13 protein-coding genes and 2 pseudogenes are annotated in these 18,564 nt (G+C 58.6%); 11 read left to right on the plus strand and 4 right to left on the minus strand.

Annotated elements, in window-relative coordinates:
* Positions 1-173: 173 nt before the first annotated feature.
* The gene (locus tag NKJ64_RS22130; RefSeq protein ID WP_352463314.1) at positions 174-3,293 is read left to right on the plus strand and encodes a WD40/YVTN/BNR-like repeat-containing protein; all 3,120 of its coding nucleotides are present in this window, start codon (positions 174-176) and stop codon (positions 3,291-3,293) included.
* A 44-nt stretch (positions 3,294-3,337) separates the two neighbouring features.
* The gene (locus NKJ64_RS22135; RefSeq protein WP_352463315.1) at positions 3,338-3,487 is read left to right on the plus strand and encodes a hypothetical protein; all 150 of its coding nucleotides are present in this window, start codon (positions 3,338-3,340) and stop codon (positions 3,485-3,487) included.
* Positions 3,488-3,505: 18 nt separating this feature from the next.
* On the opposite strand, the gene NKJ64_RS30535 is transcribed toward NKJ64_RS22135, so the two are convergent.
* On the minus strand, positions 3,506-3,880 hold the full coding sequence (locus tag NKJ64_RS30535) for a hypothetical protein (RefSeq protein ID WP_502902883.1): 375 nt from the start codon (positions 3,878-3,880) through the stop codon (positions 3,506-3,508).
* A gap of 1,191 nt (positions 3,881-5,071) precedes the next feature.
* Here NKJ64_RS30535 and NKJ64_RS22150 point away from each other — a divergent pair.
* The 7 genes and pseudogenes from NKJ64_RS22150 to NKJ64_RS22180 all read left to right on the plus strand — a co-directional run.
* Positions 5,072-6,679: an ABC transporter substrate-binding protein gene (locus NKJ64_RS22150; RefSeq protein WP_352463316.1), complete on the plus strand. Its 1,608-nt coding sequence runs from the start codon at positions 5,072-5,074 to the stop codon at positions 6,677-6,679.
* Positions 6,679-7,620, plus strand: a complete 942-nt coding sequence (locus NKJ64_RS22155; protein ID WP_352463317.1) for an ABC transporter permease — start codon at positions 6,679-6,681, stop codon at positions 7,618-7,620. Before NKJ64_RS22150 ends, NKJ64_RS22155 begins: the two co-directional genes overlap by 1 nt.
* Before the next feature lies 1 nt (position 7,621).
* Positions 7,622-8,503, plus strand: coding sequence for an ABC transporter permease (locus NKJ64_RS22160; RefSeq protein WP_352463318.1), 882 nt, complete (start codon positions 7,622-7,624; stop codon positions 8,501-8,503).
* A gap of 1 nt (position 8,504) precedes the next feature.
* Positions 8,505-9,512 carry an ABC transporter ATP-binding protein gene (locus tag NKJ64_RS22165; RefSeq protein WP_352463319.1) on the plus strand — a complete coding sequence of 336 codons (1,008 nt, stop codon included), beginning with the start codon at positions 8,505-8,507 and terminating at the stop codon, positions 9,510-9,512.
* A complete protein-coding gene (locus NKJ64_RS22170) occupies positions 9,509-10,564 on the plus strand; it encodes an ABC transporter ATP-binding protein (protein WP_352463320.1) in 1,056 nt (351 codons plus the stop codon). The genes NKJ64_RS22165 and NKJ64_RS22170 overlap by 4 nt, the downstream gene beginning before the upstream one ends.
* A gap of 73 nt (positions 10,565-10,637) precedes the next feature.
* Positions 10,638-12,038: a CapA family protein gene (locus tag NKJ64_RS22175; RefSeq protein WP_352463321.1), complete on the plus strand. Its 1,401-nt coding sequence runs from the start codon at positions 10,638-10,640 to the stop codon at positions 12,036-12,038.
* A gap of 237 nt (positions 12,039-12,275) precedes the next feature.
* Positions 12,276-12,808, plus strand: a pseudogene (locus NKJ64_RS22180) (IS6 family transposase); the annotation flags it as partial.
* Between the two features lie 270 nt (positions 12,809-13,078).
* Here NKJ64_RS22180 and NKJ64_RS22185 read toward each other — a convergent pair.
* A complete protein-coding gene (locus tag NKJ64_RS22185) occupies positions 13,079-13,318 on the minus strand; it encodes a M20/M25/M40 family metallo-hydrolase (RefSeq protein ID WP_352463322.1) in 240 nt (79 codons plus the stop codon).
* Between the two features lie 219 nt (positions 13,319-13,537).
* On the opposite strand from NKJ64_RS22185, the gene NKJ64_RS22190 reads away from it, so the two are divergent.
* On the plus strand, positions 13,538-14,929 hold the full coding sequence (locus tag NKJ64_RS22190) for an aspartate aminotransferase family protein (RefSeq protein ID WP_352463369.1): 1,392 nt from the start codon (positions 13,538-13,540) through the stop codon (positions 14,927-14,929).
* Positions 14,930-14,944: 15 nt separating this feature from the next.
* Here NKJ64_RS22190 and NKJ64_RS22195 read toward each other — a convergent pair.
* Both NKJ64_RS22195 and NKJ64_RS22200 read right to left on the minus strand, forming a co-directional pair.
* Positions 14,945-16,042 (minus strand): annotated as a pseudogene (locus NKJ64_RS22195) (IS630 family transposase).
* A 49-nt stretch (positions 16,043-16,091) separates the two neighbouring features.
* Positions 16,092-16,262: a hypothetical protein gene (locus NKJ64_RS22200; protein ID WP_352463323.1), complete on the minus strand. Its 171-nt coding sequence runs from the start codon at positions 16,260-16,262 to the stop codon at positions 16,092-16,094.
* Between the two features lie 1,280 nt (positions 16,263-17,542).
* Between NKJ64_RS22200 and NKJ64_RS22205 the strand changes: the two genes are divergently transcribed.
* Positions 17,543-18,535, plus strand: a complete 993-nt coding sequence (locus NKJ64_RS22205) for a succinylglutamate desuccinylase/aspartoacylase family protein (protein ID WP_352463324.1) — start codon at positions 17,543-17,545, stop codon at positions 18,533-18,535.
* Positions 18,536-18,564: the final 29 nt, after the last annotated feature.

Here is an 18,564-nt window from a genome sequence, read left to right on the forward strand (position 1 = left end):
TGAATTGACAGCCGTGTTCCGAGTGGTCCTCGCGGCGCCGTTCTTGGCTTCAGGCGCCGTAACGTCACAATGGATTAGGTAGCGCGATGTCGATGCGAGTCAGTGTGACTGACCCTAACAGCCTCAAGGGCCTCAAGTGGCGCTGCATCGGACCCGCAAGAGGCGGCCGCGTTGTGGCCGTCGCCGGGGACCCCAACGAGCCGATGGTGTTCTATTTCGGCGCCTGCGCGGGCGGGGTATGGAAGACGATCGACGGCGGTGTCTATTGGCGCTGCGTGTCCGACGGTTACTTCGGCAGTGCCAGCGTCGGCGCGCTTGCGGTCGCTCGATCGGACTCCAACGTTGTCTATGTCGGTACGGGCGAGGCAACAATTCGCGTCGACGTCTCTTACGGCGATGGCGTCTACAGATCGACCGATGCCGGTCGCAGTTGGACTAATCTGGGGCTGAAAGAGACCCGCCATATCGGCAAGATCTGCATTCATCCCAACGACCCCGACATCCTCTATGTTGCGGCGCTAGGCGACGCGTTCGGGCCCAATGAAGAACGGGGCGTGTTCCGATCCAAGGACGGCGGCAAGACCTGGCAGAAGGTCCTATACCGCAATTCCGACTCTGGTGCCGTCGACATATCGATGGATCCCAACAACCCGCGCATCCTCTTCGCCACGATCTGGCAGACGCGGCGTAACTTCTGGAACATGAACAGCGGCGGGCCGGGAAGCGGAATGTTTCGCTCGCTTGACGGGGGCGACACCTGGGAGGAGTTATCCGGACGGAACGGCTTGCCGGACGGGGTGCTCGGAAAGCTTGGCGTCTCAGTCTCGGAGGCGCAGCGCGGGCGCGTCTACGCCCTCATCGAGGCCGAGGGGGATAAGATCGGCCTCTATCGCACCGATGATTACGGCGACCGATGGATCCAGGTGTCGCAGAACCGCGATCTGATCCACCGCCCTTGGTACTACACCCATGTCTTCGCCGACCCTCAGCACGCCGATACGGTCTATGTGACCAATTTGCAGATGTGGAAATCGACTGATGCCGGGACGAGCTTCACCGAGGTGACCACACCTCATGGCGACAACCACGATCTCTGGATTGACCCAGTCAATTCCAGCCGGATGATCGAAGGCAACGATGGCGGCGCCTGCGTCACCTTCAATGGCGGCAAGACCTGGTCGTCGATCTACAATCAGAACACCGCACAGTTCTATCGCATCGACGTCGACAGCCAGTATCCCTATCGGGTTTACGCCACTCAGCAGGACAACACCGCGATCGCGGTCCCGTGCGCTTCGGAATTGGGCGTCATCACTCTGGGCGACTGCATCTATCCAGGCACCGGCGAGAGCGGCTTCATTGCCGTGGATCCCAAGGATCCCAACATCGTCTATTGCGGCGCGATCGGCTCAAGCCCGGGAGACTGTGGTGCTCTTCAACGCTATGACCACCGCACCCGACAAATTCGCCTTGTCAGTGTCTGGCCGGAAAAGACGAGCGGTATGGCGTCGAAGAATATGCGCTACCGCTTTGGCTGGACCTTCCCAATCACCTTCTCCCCGCATGACAAGAAGACACTCTATATTGGGGGTAATCACGTCTTCCGCAGCCGCGACGAGGGATCGAGTTGGACCTTGATCTCGCCCGATTTAAGCCTTAACGATCCAGTTCGACAGGGCCATTCCGGAGGCATCCTGACCCACGATAATTCGGGCGCTGAAGTGCACGCGACCTGCGCCTCGCTCGTCGAATCCCCACATCGCAACGGTGAAATCTGGTCGTCTACGGACGACGGCCTCGTCCACGTGACGCGGAACGACGGGACCTTGTGGAGCAACGTTACGCCGACGCCCATGCCCGAACTCGCCTATGTGGGCTGCGTCGAAATCTCGCCGCATGAGGCCGACACCGTTTATGTAGCAGCCACGCGCTACAAGCTCGCCGATTATCAGCCCTATCTCTTCCGCACGAAAGACGGCGGGAAGAGCTGGGAGTCGATCGTCGGTGACTTCCCGCAGGGCGAGATCACCCGTGTGCTGCGCGCCGATCCGGTGCGGCCAGGCCTGCTCTTCGCCGGCACCGAGACTGGGGTCTTCGTCAGTCTCGATGACGGAGCACACTGGTCACGGATGGGAGGCGGCTTGCCCGTGGTTCCGGTCTACGATCTCAAGATCAAGGGAAGCGACCTCGTCGCCGGCACCCATGGCCGGTCCTTCTGGATCCTGGATGACGTCACGCCGTTGCGCGAACTGGCTGCGGATCAGGCAGAAGTCAAACTGGTGAGCCCGCGCCCCACCGTCCGGACCAAGCTTAGCTGGATCGCCGGGAATTTCTCCAACGCCGGCATGAGCTACGGCCTTGGTTGGTGCATCGGCGGGGCCACAGAGATCGTGGAGTTGCAAGACGGACGGGTCGACCGCCGCTATCTCGATTGCGGCGAGAATCCGCCGGACGGGGCCATCCTCTACTACTGGCTGCCTATTGATGCGGAAGGCCCGGTCAAGCTCACCTACCGCGACGCCGCAGACAAGACCATCATCGCCTTCTCGAGTGACGACAAGGACGCACCCTTCCATAAGAGGCCAGGCACGAAGGCTGGGCTCCATCGCTTCGTCTGGGATCTCAGGCATCCGGGACCGACCAAGCTCGATCAGTCTCTGGTGATCCAGAAGTACAAGCCTCTCGCGCAGGAAGGCGGCGACCCGAGCGGCCCGATGGTGGTTCCTGGCAGCTACAAGGTTGAGCTGCAGGCCGGTGGAAAAAGCCAGACAGCCGGCTTCACAATACTCAAAGATCCGCGCATAACCACCACCGAAAAGCAATTCGCCGAGCAGTTCGAGCTCTTACAAAGACTATTCGGCAAGCTTTCAATGCTCAATCAGGCGGTTATTCGCATTCGGCTCCTGAAGCGTCAACTCACGGATGCGCAGAAGCGGCTCAGCGACTGTGACAGATCGCTTGGTGGGCGTGCGCAAGCCTTGGTCGGGCGGCTCGAGGCGATCGAGGGACTGCTGATCGACATCAAGCGGGAGACGCCGCGCGACCGCGACGACCGCAACCCACCGGGCTTGAGCGACAAGCTGATCGACCTCATCAATGTGGTGGCCATCGCCGACGCGGCGCCGACGCTACAAGCCCGGCAGGTCTCCGATGAGATCATGTCGAAGGTCAGCGGCGAGATCAAAAAATTGAACGAGCTCGTAAGGAACGAAGTTACAGGGCTCAATGCCACGCTCAAGAGCGTCGGCGTCGAGCTGCTCGGGACCGGGAGAGATCTAGGTGCCCGTGACTAAACACATATCGTTCAGCGAGCATTCATTCCAGGAGAGAGATAAATATGGATTTCATCGAGCGAATTTTCGGCGTGTCCCCGGATGCGGGCGATGGTACAACCGAGATGCTCTACATTGCAGGCGCGATCGCCGTAGCAATTATGGTTGTCGCCGGTCGGTGGCTCCTCCGACGCGCTGCACTGCGGCGCCGCTAGGCGTTTCTGGGGTCGAGATCATGTCTGGCCGTGCTGGCTAAAATCAACGGCCCGCTCAGCCTTCGCGTTGGTTGAGACGAACACTGTGGTTATGCCGGATCCAACCAATACCGCTGCGCTGATTCCGTTGCGGAATTGGCCGCCATCATTGCATCCTAGAAGTCGGAGAAGGTCGCCGTCGTGCCGACAATGGCGGCCCTGCACGAGGACCATTTGAGCCTGGTGCGTTGCGCGCTTGGGAAGGTCATCGGGTAGGCCACGCTTTTCGTTAATCCGAAGCAGGTCCATAATGCCAATGCTAATTAGGCCAAAGAGGATTTCGCGCGCGATCGCCGTCTTGATTTTCGACGACATCTCCGTGAAGCGTAGGCCGTCATAGTTCGCCGTCCTCATCGACTCACGCGGGCGAGGTGGAGCGAACCTTCCACTTCAGCGTCAGATGGTGCCCAGAGGGACCAAATAGCTGAGGGTGGTCTGGGCTGTGCGTCGGATTTCTGAGCGGCGCAAATGTCGTTGAGGAAAAATGGATCCCCTCGCCGGGCGCTCAGCGTCTTGGATGCCGCACAAATGAAAATGCCTCAAGTCCGCCTGTGAAGCGCTCCCAAAGGGGCGCGCGCCCGAGTGGGTGGCGAGCAGATGTCTGCCATACCAAGCCGTTCTCCGTTCAAGCACGCGCCGGCTACGAGCTTGCCGAGCAGATAGATTTATAAAAGCGGCGGACGCTAATAAGGGAGCCTCAGTTCTTTGCCGGCTGTCATTTTGGGCGCCGTGATGGCCGCCGCGCCGAGCGTCTTGCCTTGCGCTCGCGGGAGTTTTTCTACAAGGCCGACATTACGCTGCGCACGGCAACCCGGTCGCTAGATCGACAGGCCCTGGATGGCGTACCATCCTTTGTTCCTTCGCTGCCAAGAATGGCTTCTCTGATGGGGCTTCGAGAGCCTCACTTTGACAAGGCGATGCGCTGAGAGGAGGTCGTCCACGTGAGGGTCATATAGGGTTAGCCTCCATCTCGTATCTAGATGACGACAATACACAAACTGTGTTTGACGGAAGCCTCGAGGCGATTGATGCTCGATTAAATAAAGGGGCCAAGTGGGTATAAGAGCCTTATAATCTAGGAGGACCAGATCCATAGCGTCGAAACGTTCCGCAATTTGCAGGTAGGCAGCCGCTTGGTGCTCCTATCTGCATGAAGCTCTCGAACTCGACTATCGGGGTTATGACACAGCAAAGTTCGTGACCGAGATACTCGCTTCGTTCGGCATCCATCGTCTGGAAGCGGGATACTCAAACCGCATCGTCCCAATGATCCAGCACGATGGTGAGACGGGCCGACGATAGGATCGAGGGCGGAGATGACGCCCTCCAACTACTTGAAGGATCCGGCAGGTCGTGGACGTCGAAATTGCCGGGCAAAATGGACCCTGCGGCCATGACAGTCACAGCGCCGCGGGAAATAGCCTGCGAATATCGCGTGACTTCAAGGGCGCTATGGGCGCGCTTGCGGGTCGTAGGCGTAACCATCAACGGCAATTTCACTGTGTGGGATCAACCGCGCGACTGAGAAAAAGGGGAAACAGGAATATGACAATCTCTAGACGCGACCTTTTTAAAGTGGGCCTGGCAGCCGGAACGGCTTTATCGATCCCTTCTGTCCTGCGGGCACAAACGGCATCAGCCGGATCGCGGACGGTGCACATGGTGAAGTCTGACTTGCGTGTTTTCGATCCAATCTGGTCGGCGGCGAGCATCACCGCCGACCACGGCGCTGCGATTTACGACACGCTGTTCTCGCTCGACTCGAAGTTCATGCCGCAGCCGCAAATGGTGGGGAAGTGGGGCGTTTCCGACGACAAGAAGACCTATACGTTCGAGCTGCGGGACGGCTTGGGCTGGCACGATGGCACCCCCGTCACCGCGGCGGACTGTGTCGCTTCGATCCGGCGTTGGGCTGAGGTGGCGCCTGGCGGGCAACTGATCAAGGCGCTGGCCAATGACATTTCGAAGAAGGACGACAAGACCTTCACGATCGCGCTGAAGGAGCCGTTGGGACTTCTCGTTGAGATCCTGGCGGACCTGACGCCGCCGTGCCTATACGTCATGCGCGAGAAGGACGCCAGTCGTCCCGCAACCGAGCAGGTGACCACGAAGATCGGATCGGGACCGTTCAGGTTCAATGAGGGTCTAGCCAAGCCTGGCGCGAGCATCACCTATGACCGCAATGATAAATACGTACCGCGCAAGGAATCGTCTGACGGATTGGCCGGCGGAAAGGTTGTCAAGGTTGATCGCGTCATCTGGGATGTTATCGCCGACCAGCAGACGGCGATGGCGGCTTTGCAGGCGGGTGAGATTGATTACTTCGAGACGCCGCCGGCAGACCTTTACTCCTTGGTCGAGAGCGATCCCAACCTTGAACTTCAGGTTCTGGACAAGGCGGGCTGGGACGCGCTTGTGCGCATTAATTTCCTGCAGCCGCCATTCAATAGCGTCAAGGCACGCCAAGCGATCCTCCACCTGATCGATCAGGAGGCGTTCATGCGTGTCATGGCTCCCGACCCTAAATATTCCAGTACCCTCACGTCAATATTTGGAGACGCTACGCCGGTGTCCAACGATGAGAACACGGGATGGTACAAAAAGGGCGGTGACCCAGAACAGGCCAAGCAACTCTTCAAGGAGGCCGGGTACGCCGGCGAGAAAGTTGTGATCATGCAGCCTACCGATTGGGCGGAGGCAAGCAATGCCTCGCAGCTATTGGCGGCGGCGCTGCAAAAGATCGGGGTTAACGCCGAGCTCGCGTCGATGGACTGGGGTCAGCTGAGCACGCGTCGGGCAAACAAAGGCCCCATTGAGAACGGCGGCTGGAATATGTTCATCTCAACCGAAGCCGATTATTCCCTTGGAAATCCGCTCACAGACCCGCTCCTAACTGCGAATGGCGACCAGGCTTGGTACGGCTGGCCTAAGAACAACGAATATGAGGCGCTGCGGGCGAAGTGGGCAAATATCGCAACACTCGAGGAGCGCAAGGCGCTGGCCCGCAAGATGCAAGCGATCTGGTGGGACTTTGTCGGCGATGTGAGACTGGGGAAATACATCTCGCCGATCGCACGACAGAAGACCCTGACCGGCCTCATCGGCATGCCGCAGACCGTCCCGATGTGGAACATGCAGAAAGACTCCGCTTAATGGCGGCGTACATCCTTCGTAGGATGGTTTCGACCGTCGCCGTCATGGTGATGGTCGGGATCTTTGTTTTCCTGCTTCTCAGGCTGGCGCCAGGCGATCCGGCGGCCATGATCGCAGGTAAGTCGGCCACGGCGGAGATGATCGTCGGCATTCGGGAAAAGCTGGGCCTGAACGATCCTATGCCGGTTCAATTCATACGCTGGCTACGCGACATCCTCCGCGGTGATTTTGGCATCTCGATCTTTTCCGGACTACCGGTTCTCGAGCTGATCTCGCAGCGGCTTGAGCCGACCCTTTCCCTGTCGATCCTGACGATGATCCTTTCGGTGACGGTCGGGGTCTCTTTCGGCATGCTTGCCGCCTGGCGAACGGGCGGGCTTGTCGACCGCCTGCTCACGCCCTTTTCGGCGTTTGGTTATTCCGTCCCGGTCTTTGTCATCGGTTATTTTCTCATGTACTTCTTCGCTATCAGGATGCATTGGCTGCCGGTGCAGGGATATGCGCCGATCGATGGTGGCCTCGGGCCTTGGTTTGTGCACCTGATCCTGCCAACTGTAGCTTTGGGGCTCGGCTACATTGCATTCATCGCCCGGGTTACACGGGCGAGCATGCTCGAGGTCCTGTCGGAAGACTATATGCGAACGGCCGCTGCCAAGGGCGCTTCGTCCTATGCCATGCTTTTCCACCATGCCTTGAAGAACGCCGGAGTCCCGATCCTAACCGTCATCGGCATAAGCTTCGCCTATCTGATCGGCGGGGTTGTCCTCACGGAAACGGTGTTTAACATACCCGGTATCGGTCGTCTGGTCGTCGATGCGATCAACAATCGCGACTATCCGATAATCCAGAGCGTGCTCATCCTGACTTCGGGTCTGTACGTCCTTATCAACCTCACCGTCGATCTCGCCTACACGCTGATCGATCCCCGGATCCGGTACTGATATGACGCTCCCCTCCGCATCAGTTAAAGCCGTGCCGATGGGTCGGCTGCAGCTATCCGATATTCCCCGTCTGGCAAGACGACACCCACTGGTTCTGTTAGGCGGCGGCCTCTTGGCGCTCTTGATCATTCTGGCGCTCGCTGCCCCGCTTTACGCCGGTGATCCAGTGAATATGGATCCATTCAAGCGCCTGCAGCGGCCTTCAGCCGAGATGTGGTTCGGTAGAGACAATCTGGGCCGGGACGTGTTTGCGCGAACAATTTTCGGTGCCCGCATCTCGCTCCTGGTAGGGCTGCTGTCGGCATCGAGCGCGGCCGTGGTCGGGCTCCTGATTGGTGTCATCGCAGGTTACAGCCGCAGCTTCGACAACGTCGTTATGAGGGTCATGGACGGCCTGATGTCGATCCCGACGATGCTGCTGGCTGTTGCGCTTATTTCTCTGACAGGACCCGGCATCGGCATCCTCATCGTTGCGATTGCGATCCCGGAGACGCCAGCCGTCGCGCGGCTGGTTCGTTCGGTGGTTCTGGGTGTCCGCGAGCGTCCCTACGTGGAGGCTGCGATCTGCGGCGGGGCGCGCCTGCCCAAGGTGCTGTGGCGGCATATCCTGCCGAGCACCATTCCGGCGCTGATGGTGCAAGGTGCTACTGTCTGCGCCAGCGCGATCATGACTGAGGCCGGGCTCAGCTTCCTTGGCGTGGGCGTGCCGCCCGAGATTCCGAGCTGGGGCAACATGATTGCCAGTTCGCGCCTGTATCTCGCCATCGCCCCATTGACGATCTTCGCCCCCGGCATATGCCTTGCCGTCACGGTCCTTGCCGTCAACCTGCTTGGCGATGGACTGCGCGATATGTTCGATCCCCGCTCAAAGCGGAGACGCTGACATGCTGATGCGACAATGTGCAGAGGATGATGTGCTTCTCAACGTTCGCGATCTTGAGACGCACTTCTACGGCGACGAAAGCGTCACCCGCTCCTTGGGCGGCATCAGCTTTCAGGTCAAGAAAGGCGAAACGCTCGGTGTCGTCGGCGAGTCGGGATGCGGGAAGAGCGTCACCGCTCTCTCCATCCTTCGCCTGCTGCCGAAGTTGACCGCCAGGACTGTCGGTGGCGAGGTCCGCTTTCGCGGTCGCGATCTCCTTGAGCTCTCCGATCGGGAGATGCGAAAGATCCGCGGCGGCCAGATCGCCATGATCTTCCAGGAGCCGATGACTAGCTTGAACCCGGTCTATACGGTTGGCCACCAGATCGCCGAGGCGGTGCAAATCCACACGAAAGCGTCCCGCTCGGTGGCGATGGCAAAGGCTGAGGAGATGCTCGGTCTCGTCCGCATCGCGGACCCCGAGCGGCGCGTCAGCAACTATCCTCACGAAATGTCTGGCGGGATGCGCCAGCGCGCCATGATCGCCATGGCTCTTGCCTGCTCACCAGAACTGTTGATCGCTGACGAGCCAACGACTGCGCTTGACGTTACTATCCAGGCCCAGATCTTGCGGCTCATCGTCGACCTGAAAGAGCGTACGGGAACGGCCGTCATGTTCATCACGCATGATCTGGGCGTTGTAGCCGAGACATGCCAAAGCGTGATTGTTATGTATGCTGGCCGGATCGTAGAACAAGCAAACGTGATAGATCTTTTTGCGCGTCCCGCGCACCCCTACACCCGCGGCCTCATGCGGTCGGTGCCGGATCCGCGGCGCGGCCGCCAGCGCCATCTTCCAGAGATTCCCGGGATCGTGCCCAACCTGCGCGAGCCCATTGTTGGGTGCAGCTTTGCGCCTCGGTGCCCATTCGCGATCGATATTTGCCGCGAGAAGACGCCCGTCCTGCGTGATGTCGGGTCGAGCCACACCGCAGCTTGCTGGCGCGCCGAAGAGGTGATGGGCGCATGAACGGTCCTCTGCTGAAAGTCGAGAATCTGACCAAGCACTATCCGCTCGGCACGGGAATGTTCAAGAAAAGCATTCCAGTGATCCGGGCGGTGGAGGATGTGTCCTTTTCCGTCGAGGCGGGTGAGACGCTTTGCATTGTCGGCGAATCCGGCTGCGGCAAGTCCACCGTGGCGCGGCTCTTGATGCGACTCGTGCAGCCGACTAGCGGGCGCGTAATGATCGACGGGACCGATATTGCGGGCCTCAAGAAGGACGCGCTCCACGCATGGCGCCGTCGGATGCAGATGGTCTTTCAAGATCCCTACTCGTCGCTGAACCCGCGCCTCACGGCTGGACAGATCATTACTGAGCCTGTCGAGAATTTTGAACGTCTCAGCCGGAAGCAGCGCAACGCGCTCGCCGCGGACCTTCTCCGAAAAGTCGGAATGTCGCCTGAGATGATGCGCAGGCTCCCGTCGGAGTTGTCGGGCGGTCAGCGCCAGCGGCTCGGCATTGCACGCGCCCTGTCGCTCAACCCCTCTGTCATCATCGCCGACGAAGCGGTTTCAGCCCTTGACGTCTCCGTGCAGGCGCAGATTCTGAATCTGCTTCTGGACCTCCAGCAGCAGATGGGCATCGCCTTCGTCTTCATCTCGCATGACCTCGGCGTCGTGGAGCATATCGCGCATCGCGTTGCCGTCATGTATTTGGGGCGGATCGTGGAGCTCGCCCCGAGCGAGGCGCTCTTCGCGAAACCGGTCCATCCCTACACCGAGGCGCTGATGGCGGCAGCTCCGGTGCCGGATCCGACGCGAGTTCGGTTGGAGGCGCCCGTCGAGGGCGAGGTGCCAAGCCCCATCAATCCGCCAAAGGGCTGCGCGTTCCACCCGCGCTGCCCGCTCGCTGCCGAGCGCTGCCGCACCGAAGTGCCACCTTTGGTGCCAATGGCAGACGGGCGCGTTGTGGCCTGCCACGTGCGCGCTCCGGCCACAGACATGCCGACCCAGCCGTCTGCGACGGCGAATCCTTCGCTCAGTCCTGGGGTTATGTCAGAGACTTGTTCACCCGATTGAGCATATGGAAGTGCGCCGCTGACACGGAACCCAAACTCATCCCAAATCTAGCGAAAAGAAGAGAAGGCAGACTATGGAACATTCGCACGAGAACGATTGTCATCCGACCCAGCAGGGTGCTGGCTATGATACGGTCGGATCGATTGCGACGAACGTTGCGGACGGCTTCACGATGGTAGCAGTCGGCGACCTCATCCTGTCCCGGCCACTGACCAAAGGCAACCATCCCGGCTTTGACGACATCGTCAAGATTCTACGCGAAGCCGATGCCACCTTCGGCAATATGGAAACCAACATCTTTGACATCCGGTCGTTCAAGGGAAGTCCGGAGGCTGAGTACGGCGGCGCGTATCACGTCAGCCTGCCGGAACTTGGACCTGACCTGAAAGCGATGGGCTTCAACCTCGTCAGTTATGCCAATAACCACACTCTGGACTGGGGTGTCGAAGGCATGCGCGAAACGTGCCGCGTGCTGGATCAGAGTGGCATCATTTGCGCTGGTGTGGGCGAAAATCTGGCGCAAGCCGGCGCGGCCCGCTTTTTGGAGACCGCACGCGGCCGCGTGGCGTTGCTGTCGTTCGCCACAACTTTCGAGCCTATGGCTCGTGCTTGCGACCCGGCCGGCGAGGCGCCAGGCAGGCCGGGACTTAATAGCCTTCGTCTGGGTCAAACCGTTTTGGTGTCACCCGAGCAGCTTGAGAGCCTGAGGGAGATACGTGATGATTTGCCTGATACGGAGCCTGGCTACCAGGATCCCGGATTGGTTGTGCTCGCCGGCACGAGGTACCAAGCAGGCGAAAAAGCCGGTTACAGCTTCAAACCCGACCCGCGCGATGTCGCCGGTATTTTGCGAAATCTCCGCAGGGGCAAACAATTCTCGGACTTCTGCATCGCAACGAACCATGGCCATGAGCCTGGCAACTGGGATCAGAATCCGCCTGATTATGAAAGAGCTTTCGCGCATGACCTGATCGATGCAGGAGCCGACGCATATGTCGTGCACGGACCGCACCAGTTGCGGGGCGTCGAGATCTACAAGGGCCGGCCGATCTTTTATAGCCTGGGAAACTTTTTCTACGATGACCTGCGGACGCCAGTTGGTGCTGACATGTTCGCCGCCTACGGGAAAGATCCAGTACGCGACACCGACGCCGAGGTGACTGTTGACGAAGAGACGAAGGGGTACCCCACGCCAGACGGCTTTGTGGGAGCGCTTGCGCAACCCATTTTCTACGAGAGCATCATCGTCGTAAGCCGATTTGAGCAGAACCACCTTGCTGAATTGCGGCTTTATCCGATTGAGCTTGGCTACTCAAAGAGGTTTGCCAATCGCGGCGTCCCGCGGCTGGCTGTCGGTCAGCAGGCAAAAGCCATTCTGGAGCGGATGCAGAAGCTATCTCAGCCGTTCGGGACCGTGATTGCCATCGAAAACGACATTGGAGTCATAGGGCTGAAGGCCGGTTCGTCACTATGACGTGACTCGTGAAATGCGCGGCGACTGCTGTGGTAATGTAGGTTCGGCGACGACAGGCTGAGAAAGGAACGATAGGCATAATTGAATTTGAGGAACACCAGTACCAGTCGCGCGCTTCATTCCGTCGACACAATGGGTGCTCGCGGTTTGTGCGCGAGCCCGCGTTATTTCGCGCGCTTCGACAAGCTGCTGCGCTGCGGTAGCTAACTTTCTGACGGTTTCGCCCGCCTCCATGCGCTGGAGAGGCGTTATCAGCTTAACTCGCGTTCAGGGATTTGCGGCATAGACCCGTGGCATGAACACCGCGAGGTCAGCTACAAGCGCCATCGTTTCCCGCCGCAGATCATCGCCCATGTGATCTGGCTCTACTACAGGTCCCCTTGAACCTGCGTCTGGTCGAGGAAATGCTGATGGAGCGCGGGATCGTGGTTTCGTATGAGACAATGCGCCGGTGGGGCATCAAGTTCGGTCCGCAGTACGCTCGCCGCTTGCGCTGCAAGCAGCACAGCCGAAACGATGTCTGGCAGCTGGACGAGGTCGTCATCACCATCGCCGGCAGGAAACACTGGTTGTGGCGTGCCGTCGACCAGGATGCCTATGTGCTCGACGAGATCGTCCAGAACCGCCACAACACCAAAGCGGCCAAGCGCTTGCTGACGCGGCTTCTGAAGAAGCAAGGCGTCGCGCCGAAGCGCATGATCACCGCTGCGCCCTATGGAGCAGCCGGGCGACAGGTGATGCCAAGCGTCGAGCATCGGTCGCACAAGGGAAGCAGTGGTCAGCGACATCAGCGCCCGCAGGTCTCAACGCGTATATGTATGTAGACTGCGTGACATCGGTAGCTTTTGGTCCTTATCGCTAACTCTTCGCCGCCCGGCTATGCCCCAGTTTCCTCTCTCGCAGGGAAACTGTCCGCGATTTTTTCTAGCTCACCTCAGGTGCACTCCGCTCAGTTTGTTTTGGCAGGAATACTGTCAGACCCATCCGAGCGGCCGATACAACCGGGTCATCGCAAATTCCGAGCTGGCGATCTTCCATACCTAACGTGTTGTACATGTAGATACTTTGGAAATGTTGGAACGGTCCACGATGCTATCCTGGACCATTCTTTGGCCGCCCAGCGCTCTTTCTTCAGCAGACTGAACGATTGGGGCAACGGAGCCTTTAAAGTTCCGCCTGGTCGCAAGGGATTTTTCGGCGCCAAGCAGCATAGCCGTCATGGCCGCATGCGTGCATCTTACAAGTCGCCCGGCGGCATGCGTCAAATTCAGTTTGCACATCGATCATTTAGGTCGAGATGCAGATGGAGTGCCCAGGGGAGTCAATCGCGATCCTAGATGGCTGAAATCTTGAATCCCCATTTGACCACTCGAGGCGGCTGACAGATGGTACGGATTGCCTGCGTTCATCACAACGCGTGGCTACGGTGCGAAGGCTTTCAATTCGAAGGCGCTGCTTCGCCGGAAGCATCCGAACCTAAATTGCCGGAGCAGTGGAAAATGAGCACTGGAAACCAATTGTCGAATTCCTTGGCCGCAGCTGATATCGCGACCGGCCTGCATCCCTACACCAACGCTCGCCTACATGAGACCAAGGGCCCTCTCATCATGGATCGCGGCGAAGGGATTTACGTTTACGACACTAACGGCAAGCAGTATATAGAAAGCTTCGCAGGTCTTTGGTCTGTTGCAGTAGGGTTTAGTGAGCCGCGACTTGTCGAGGCCGCGGCGAAGCAGATGCAAAAGCTGCCCTTCTATCACACGTTCAATCATATGAGCCATGAACCCAACATCCGGCTGGCCGAAAAGCTCGTCGAGATGTCGCCCGAGCAGATTACCCGCGTGTCGTTTACCAATTCGGGCTCGGAAGCAAACGACACCGTCGTGAAGATGGTCTGGTACGTCAACAACGCGCGCGGAAAGCCAGAGAAGAAGAAGTTCCTTGCCCGCACCAAGGGCTATCACGGCATCACAATGGCGTCCGCCAGTCTCACGGGGCTGCCAAATAATCATCGTGATTTCGATTTGCCGATTATTCCCGTCATCCACCTGACTACCCCCCATCTTCGCACGTCCGGTTATGAAGGAGAAACCGAAGCGGATTTCACGGCGCGGCTTCTCAAAGAAATCGAAGATACCGTCCTCTCGGAAGGCCCCGAAACGATTGCAGCGTTCATCGGCGAACCACTTATGGCTGCTGCTGGCGTGCTGGCTCCGCCGGCGGGCTATTGGCAGGGCGTGGAAGCTTTGTGCCGCAAGCATGATATTTTCTTGGTAGCTGATGAGGTCGTGAATGGTTTCGGCCGCCTTGGTACGATGTTTGGATCCACCTACTTTGGATTCAAGCCAGACATCATGGTGACGTCAAAGCAGCTTACGTCGTCGTACATGCCGCTGGCAGCTATTCTGTTCACCGAAGAAGTCTACAACATTCTTGCCGACAACACGGCAAAAATCGGAACCTGGGGGCACGGATACACGACGACCGGCCATCCTGTTGCTACCGCTGTTGCTCTTGAGAACCTCAAGATTATCGAGGAGCGGGACTTGGTTGGAAACTCGGCGCGTGTCGGCAAGGTCTTTATAGAGAACCTTCAGAAGCTCTCGGATCACCCCCTCGTTGGGGATGTCCGCGGTGTCGGCCTGATGGCAGCTGTGGAGATGGTGCCCGACAAATCTTCTCGAAAGGGATTCGAGCAGTTCGGCAAGGCGGGCGGAAAGGCCTTTGCTTCCGCACTCCAGAACAATCTGATCGTTCGCGTCATAGGCGACCAGCTTATCTTTTGCCCCCCACTCATCATTACCGAAAAGCAAGCACTCAAGGTCGTGGCGAGAGTTAAAAAAACTCTCGACGAAGTTGCCGATTTTGTTTCAAGCGAAGGCGTCTACTAGTACCGTCAACAGAAATTATGACTCGTTGACGGGATAGGCTTTGCAGAGTTTTTCGCGAGCCTTCTCGGTGGTGAACATCGACTGGATCTGAGCGCCTTCGGCGCTGCGCCGCTGTTCGCAAGCGGCGACCTCGGCGAGGATCGTTTCCTTGTCGTCGATGCGACGGCCCCACGCATTGGCTGCGCAGGACGCCGATTTCGATTTCCACCATATTCAGCCAGCTGGCGTGTTTTGGCGTGTGGTGGAACTGAAGCCGCTTCAGCACCCGGCGAGCCTTCGGTGCGGGGAAGGCGTCGTAAATCGCCCCAGCTGAGTGGGTGGAGAGGTTATCCATCACCACCCGGATAACCGAGGCGTCGGGATAGTCGACGTCAACCAACTCGCGCATGCACTCGGCGAAGTCTTGGTTGGTACGCCGGTCGGTGACCTTCACCCGGCGCCAGGGACGGTGGGCGTCGAGGAAGACGAACAGATTGACGGTACCATTGCGGCGATATTCGCAGTCATAGCGCTCAGGCTGCCCCGGCTTGGCGGGAATGGGCTCACGCATCTCGCCGATGAGTTGGGTCAGGCTCTCGTCGAAGCAGACCACAGGTCTTTGAGGATCGGGTGCCTCGGCATAGAGGTCGAGCACACCCTCCATGCGGGCGACGTATTCTCCGTCGATGTTGGCGATGCACCACATGTCTTTGCGCCAGGGCTTCAGATGGTTCTCCGCCATCCGTCGGCGGACGGTCTCAGAAGACAGCTCTTCATGGTCGGTGAGCCGGACCATCTCATCGGCCAGGAGTGGTCCCGGGGGCGGCTTTGAGCAGGCGGTCGCACCAAAAGCGCCTCCGCCTTGCTCGATAGTTTGCGCCCAACGCCGGGCCGCGGCTCCTGGGTGAGCGCTCCCTCAAGGTTCGCTTCCACAAAGCGGCGCCGGGTCCGATAAATCGTCGATCCCGAGACCTTCAAGGTTGCGGCGATCATCTCGTCGCTCACGCCGTCGTTCGCCGCCAAGAGGATCTTCGCGCGTTTTATTTTGCGCGTCGCGTGGCGCCCCCCGCTCAACAGCGCGTCAAGTTGATCACGTTCCGATTGGCTAAGGTCCACACAAGACTTTATACTCACCTGCACCTCCTTCAGCGTGCAGGCGCAGATGAATCAGGAAATGAGTCAGTCACTTGGCGAACGACAAGCCGCGCCGCAGCCGCGCTTTACGCAGCTTCAAGGCCAGTATTTGGCCTTCATCTATGCCTACAGCCGGATCTTCAAACAGCCCCCCGGCCGAAGCCGACATGCAGCGCCACTTCGACATCACCGCTCCGTCCGTCCACCAGATGGTGATCACTCTAGAAAAAGCCGGCCTCATCTCGCGCACGCCCGGGGCCGTCCGATGCATCCAACTTATGATTCCTCCGGAAGCGCTTCCGATTTTGCGCTAAAACAACCCATCACAATCTCTGTGGAACGGTACTAGCGGAAGCACGAGGTGAGAGTGTCGGCCCGCCTTCTTGGATTGTTGGCTAGAGCCTTGACAAGGCTTCGGACAGATTCCGAGCACGGGCGAACGAGTGTCTGTCTGAAGTCCGCGAAAACGGCGCAAGATTTCTATTGGAAAATGGGGTTTGCCGAAACGGGAACAGGCTTTTTCTCAGGTGGCGGGACTGCGCTATTCTTGGAAATCTTCAAGATGGAACTCCTTTAGGCCGGTCGGCGGATTGGGAGGGATCGCTACGGAAGTCCCCAGCCTGCCGCGGTCCGGCCGCCACGCGGCGGCGGCTTATGCGAAGCGCATTCCCGCCGGTGTCCTCCCCACCGACAGGATACGGTTTTCAAGCCGCCGTATGGGAGTGCTTGCAGCCCATCCGATCGGAGGCTTGAGAAGGAGAGTATCCGTAACTCGCATGCACATCGATCGTCGCCCCATTTTAGCGCCGAATTCGAGCATGCCCGACCTCGTTGCACTGTTTGCCGGCAATGTGCCAAGCCATGTTCCATGCTGCCGTATTTATTCGTCATCTCTGCTCCTGATATCGTGAGAGCCAGGAGCGATGGCGTTCGCGTCTTGATCGGTTCTGCCCAGGGCTTGTCTTGCGTGAGACCTACCACCGGGATCCCCGACGAACCCACTGTTACGCTTCTCGTATCCTTGTGAGCGTCGCAGCACTCCAGCTTTCTCAAGGCAGGTGACAGCCATCTGAAAACGCGATTGCACCCTCCGGGACATTATATTGGCGAACTGACAGCGACCTGACGCATAGTTATCGACAGCGAACAAAAGTGGATCGCGCCGCCAATCCGACCCGTAGAAATCGACGTTAAGTGAAGCCCAGATCAAAGATGTTCGTCGAGTGCGTGGCGCCAGACGCAGGCATCGCCCTAGGGCTTCACTTATCCGGCGAACGGTAGGATCTCGGCCCACATCTATTGACGGTCTTCTCTAAGCTTATGGTTTGTCCATATCGACGACAACTTGTTTCAGGCTATATCATGAGCGTTCAGGAATCCGGCGAATGTTCGCAATGGCCACGATGATGTCCTCAAGGGCGAATTCGACGGCTTGGCTCCAATTATTTGAAATTCCTGGAACCTTAATCTGAGATATACCACTGTAAACGAAAGTAGACGATGAGTGAAATACCGAATATTACGTTTGATCTCGACGCGCCTGGCTTGAGCACGGGGCATCTTGTCGTCCCCAAAGGCGCCGACTGCGAAGCTCTTTCGCTTCCGGTTTTCAGCCTCAATAAAGGGGAGGGACCGCGCCTCCTCATCACCGGCGGCTGTCATGGCAATGAATTGGAAGGGCCAATTGTTGCGCGGCGGGTTATCGAGTGGCTGCCAGAAACCCAGGTTTGTGGAAGGGTAATCATCGTACCTGAGATCAATCCGCTGGCCGTGCAGGCTTGCACCCGCAACACGCCAATCGATGGGAAGAATCTCAATCGAGTGTATCCGGGTCGCGCCGACGGGTCGGTAACCGAACGCATTGCTGATGCGGTTTCGCGGTTGTTGTTGCCAATGGCGGATACCGTATTTGATCTGCACAGCTTCGGACCAACGTGGGATTTTCCTCCGGCGATCATCACGCATCCTATTGCTGATGCCGATCTCATGGCCAAAACGCTCAAGATGGCAGAGGCGTGCAAATTGCCCGTGACATTGCTCTGGGAATACGATGCGCCTGGGATGTTCGATACTTGGGTGCACAGCCAAGGCAAGTTATTCATTTGCGCTGAATTCGGCGGGGGCACGGTCGGCGCCGAAGCTCTGGCCATCTATGAAGCTGGGGTTCGCAACGCCCTCATCGCGCTCGGATTCGTTGAGGGAAAAGCCGAGCGCCCAACCTACCGGCAAAAGAAGACCAGCCAGACACTTGAGACGCTTTTGTCTGACGAGCTGAAATCGCCCGCGAGTGGCATATTCGAACCTCGCTGCTCGATGCTGGACGAAGTGAAGCAGGGAGATCTCATTGGCATCCTGCATCCGATGGAGTCGCTGTCTGCTGGCTCCATTGATATTCGCGCGCCTACCACATCCGTCGTCTGCGCTATCCGATCCGGGGCTCATGTCGACGCCAACGAGGAGCTAGTTTATCTCGCTCGACCGCTAAATCTCTGAGATCTGATGGAATCGACCGATAGCATCGT

Origin of the sequence: Mesorhizobium sp. M0062 (genome assembly GCF_040323125.1) — a bacterium.
GTDB lineage: Bacteria > Pseudomonadota > Alphaproteobacteria > Rhizobiales > Rhizobiaceae > Mesorhizobium.

What these genes read in the sequence shown, in the direction of transcription:
- NKJ64_RS22135 (WP_352463315.1), top strand. Translation starts at nt 3,338, where the DNA reads ATGGATTTCATCGAGCGAATTTTCGGCGTGTCCCCGGATGCGGGCGAT.
- NKJ64_RS30535 (WP_502902883.1), bottom strand. Translation starts at nt 3,880, where the DNA reads ATGAGGACGGCGAACTATGACGGCCTACGCTTCACGGAGATGTCGTCG.
- NKJ64_RS22150 (WP_352463316.1), top strand. Translation starts at nt 5,072, where the DNA reads ATGACAATCTCTAGACGCGACCTTTTTAAAGTGGGCCTGGCAGCCGGA.
- NKJ64_RS22155 (WP_352463317.1), top strand. Translation starts at nt 6,679, where the DNA reads ATGGCGGCGTACATCCTTCGTAGGATGGTTTCGACCGTCGCCGTCATG.
- NKJ64_RS22160 (WP_352463318.1), top strand. Translation starts at nt 7,622, where the DNA reads ATGACGCTCCCCTCCGCATCAGTTAAAGCCGTGCCGATGGGTCGGCTG.
- NKJ64_RS22165 (WP_352463319.1), top strand. Translation starts at nt 8,505, where the DNA reads ATGCTGATGCGACAATGTGCAGAGGATGATGTGCTTCTCAACGTTCGC.
- NKJ64_RS22170 (WP_352463320.1), top strand. Translation starts at nt 9,509, where the DNA reads ATGAACGGTCCTCTGCTGAAAGTCGAGAATCTGACCAAGCACTATCCG.
- NKJ64_RS22175 (WP_352463321.1), top strand. Translation starts at nt 10,638, where the DNA reads ATGGAACATTCGCACGAGAACGATTGTCATCCGACCCAGCAGGGTGCT.
- NKJ64_RS22185 (WP_352463322.1), bottom strand. Translation starts at nt 13,318, where the DNA reads ATGTGCAAACTGAATTTGACGCATGCCGCCGGGCGACTTGTAAGATGC.
- NKJ64_RS22190 (WP_352463369.1), top strand. Translation starts at nt 13,538, where the DNA reads ATGAGCACTGGAAACCAATTGTCGAATTCCTTGGCCGCAGCTGATATC.
- NKJ64_RS22205 (WP_352463324.1), top strand. Translation starts at nt 17,543, where the DNA reads ATGAGTGAAATACCGAATATTACGTTTGATCTCGACGCGCCTGGCTTG.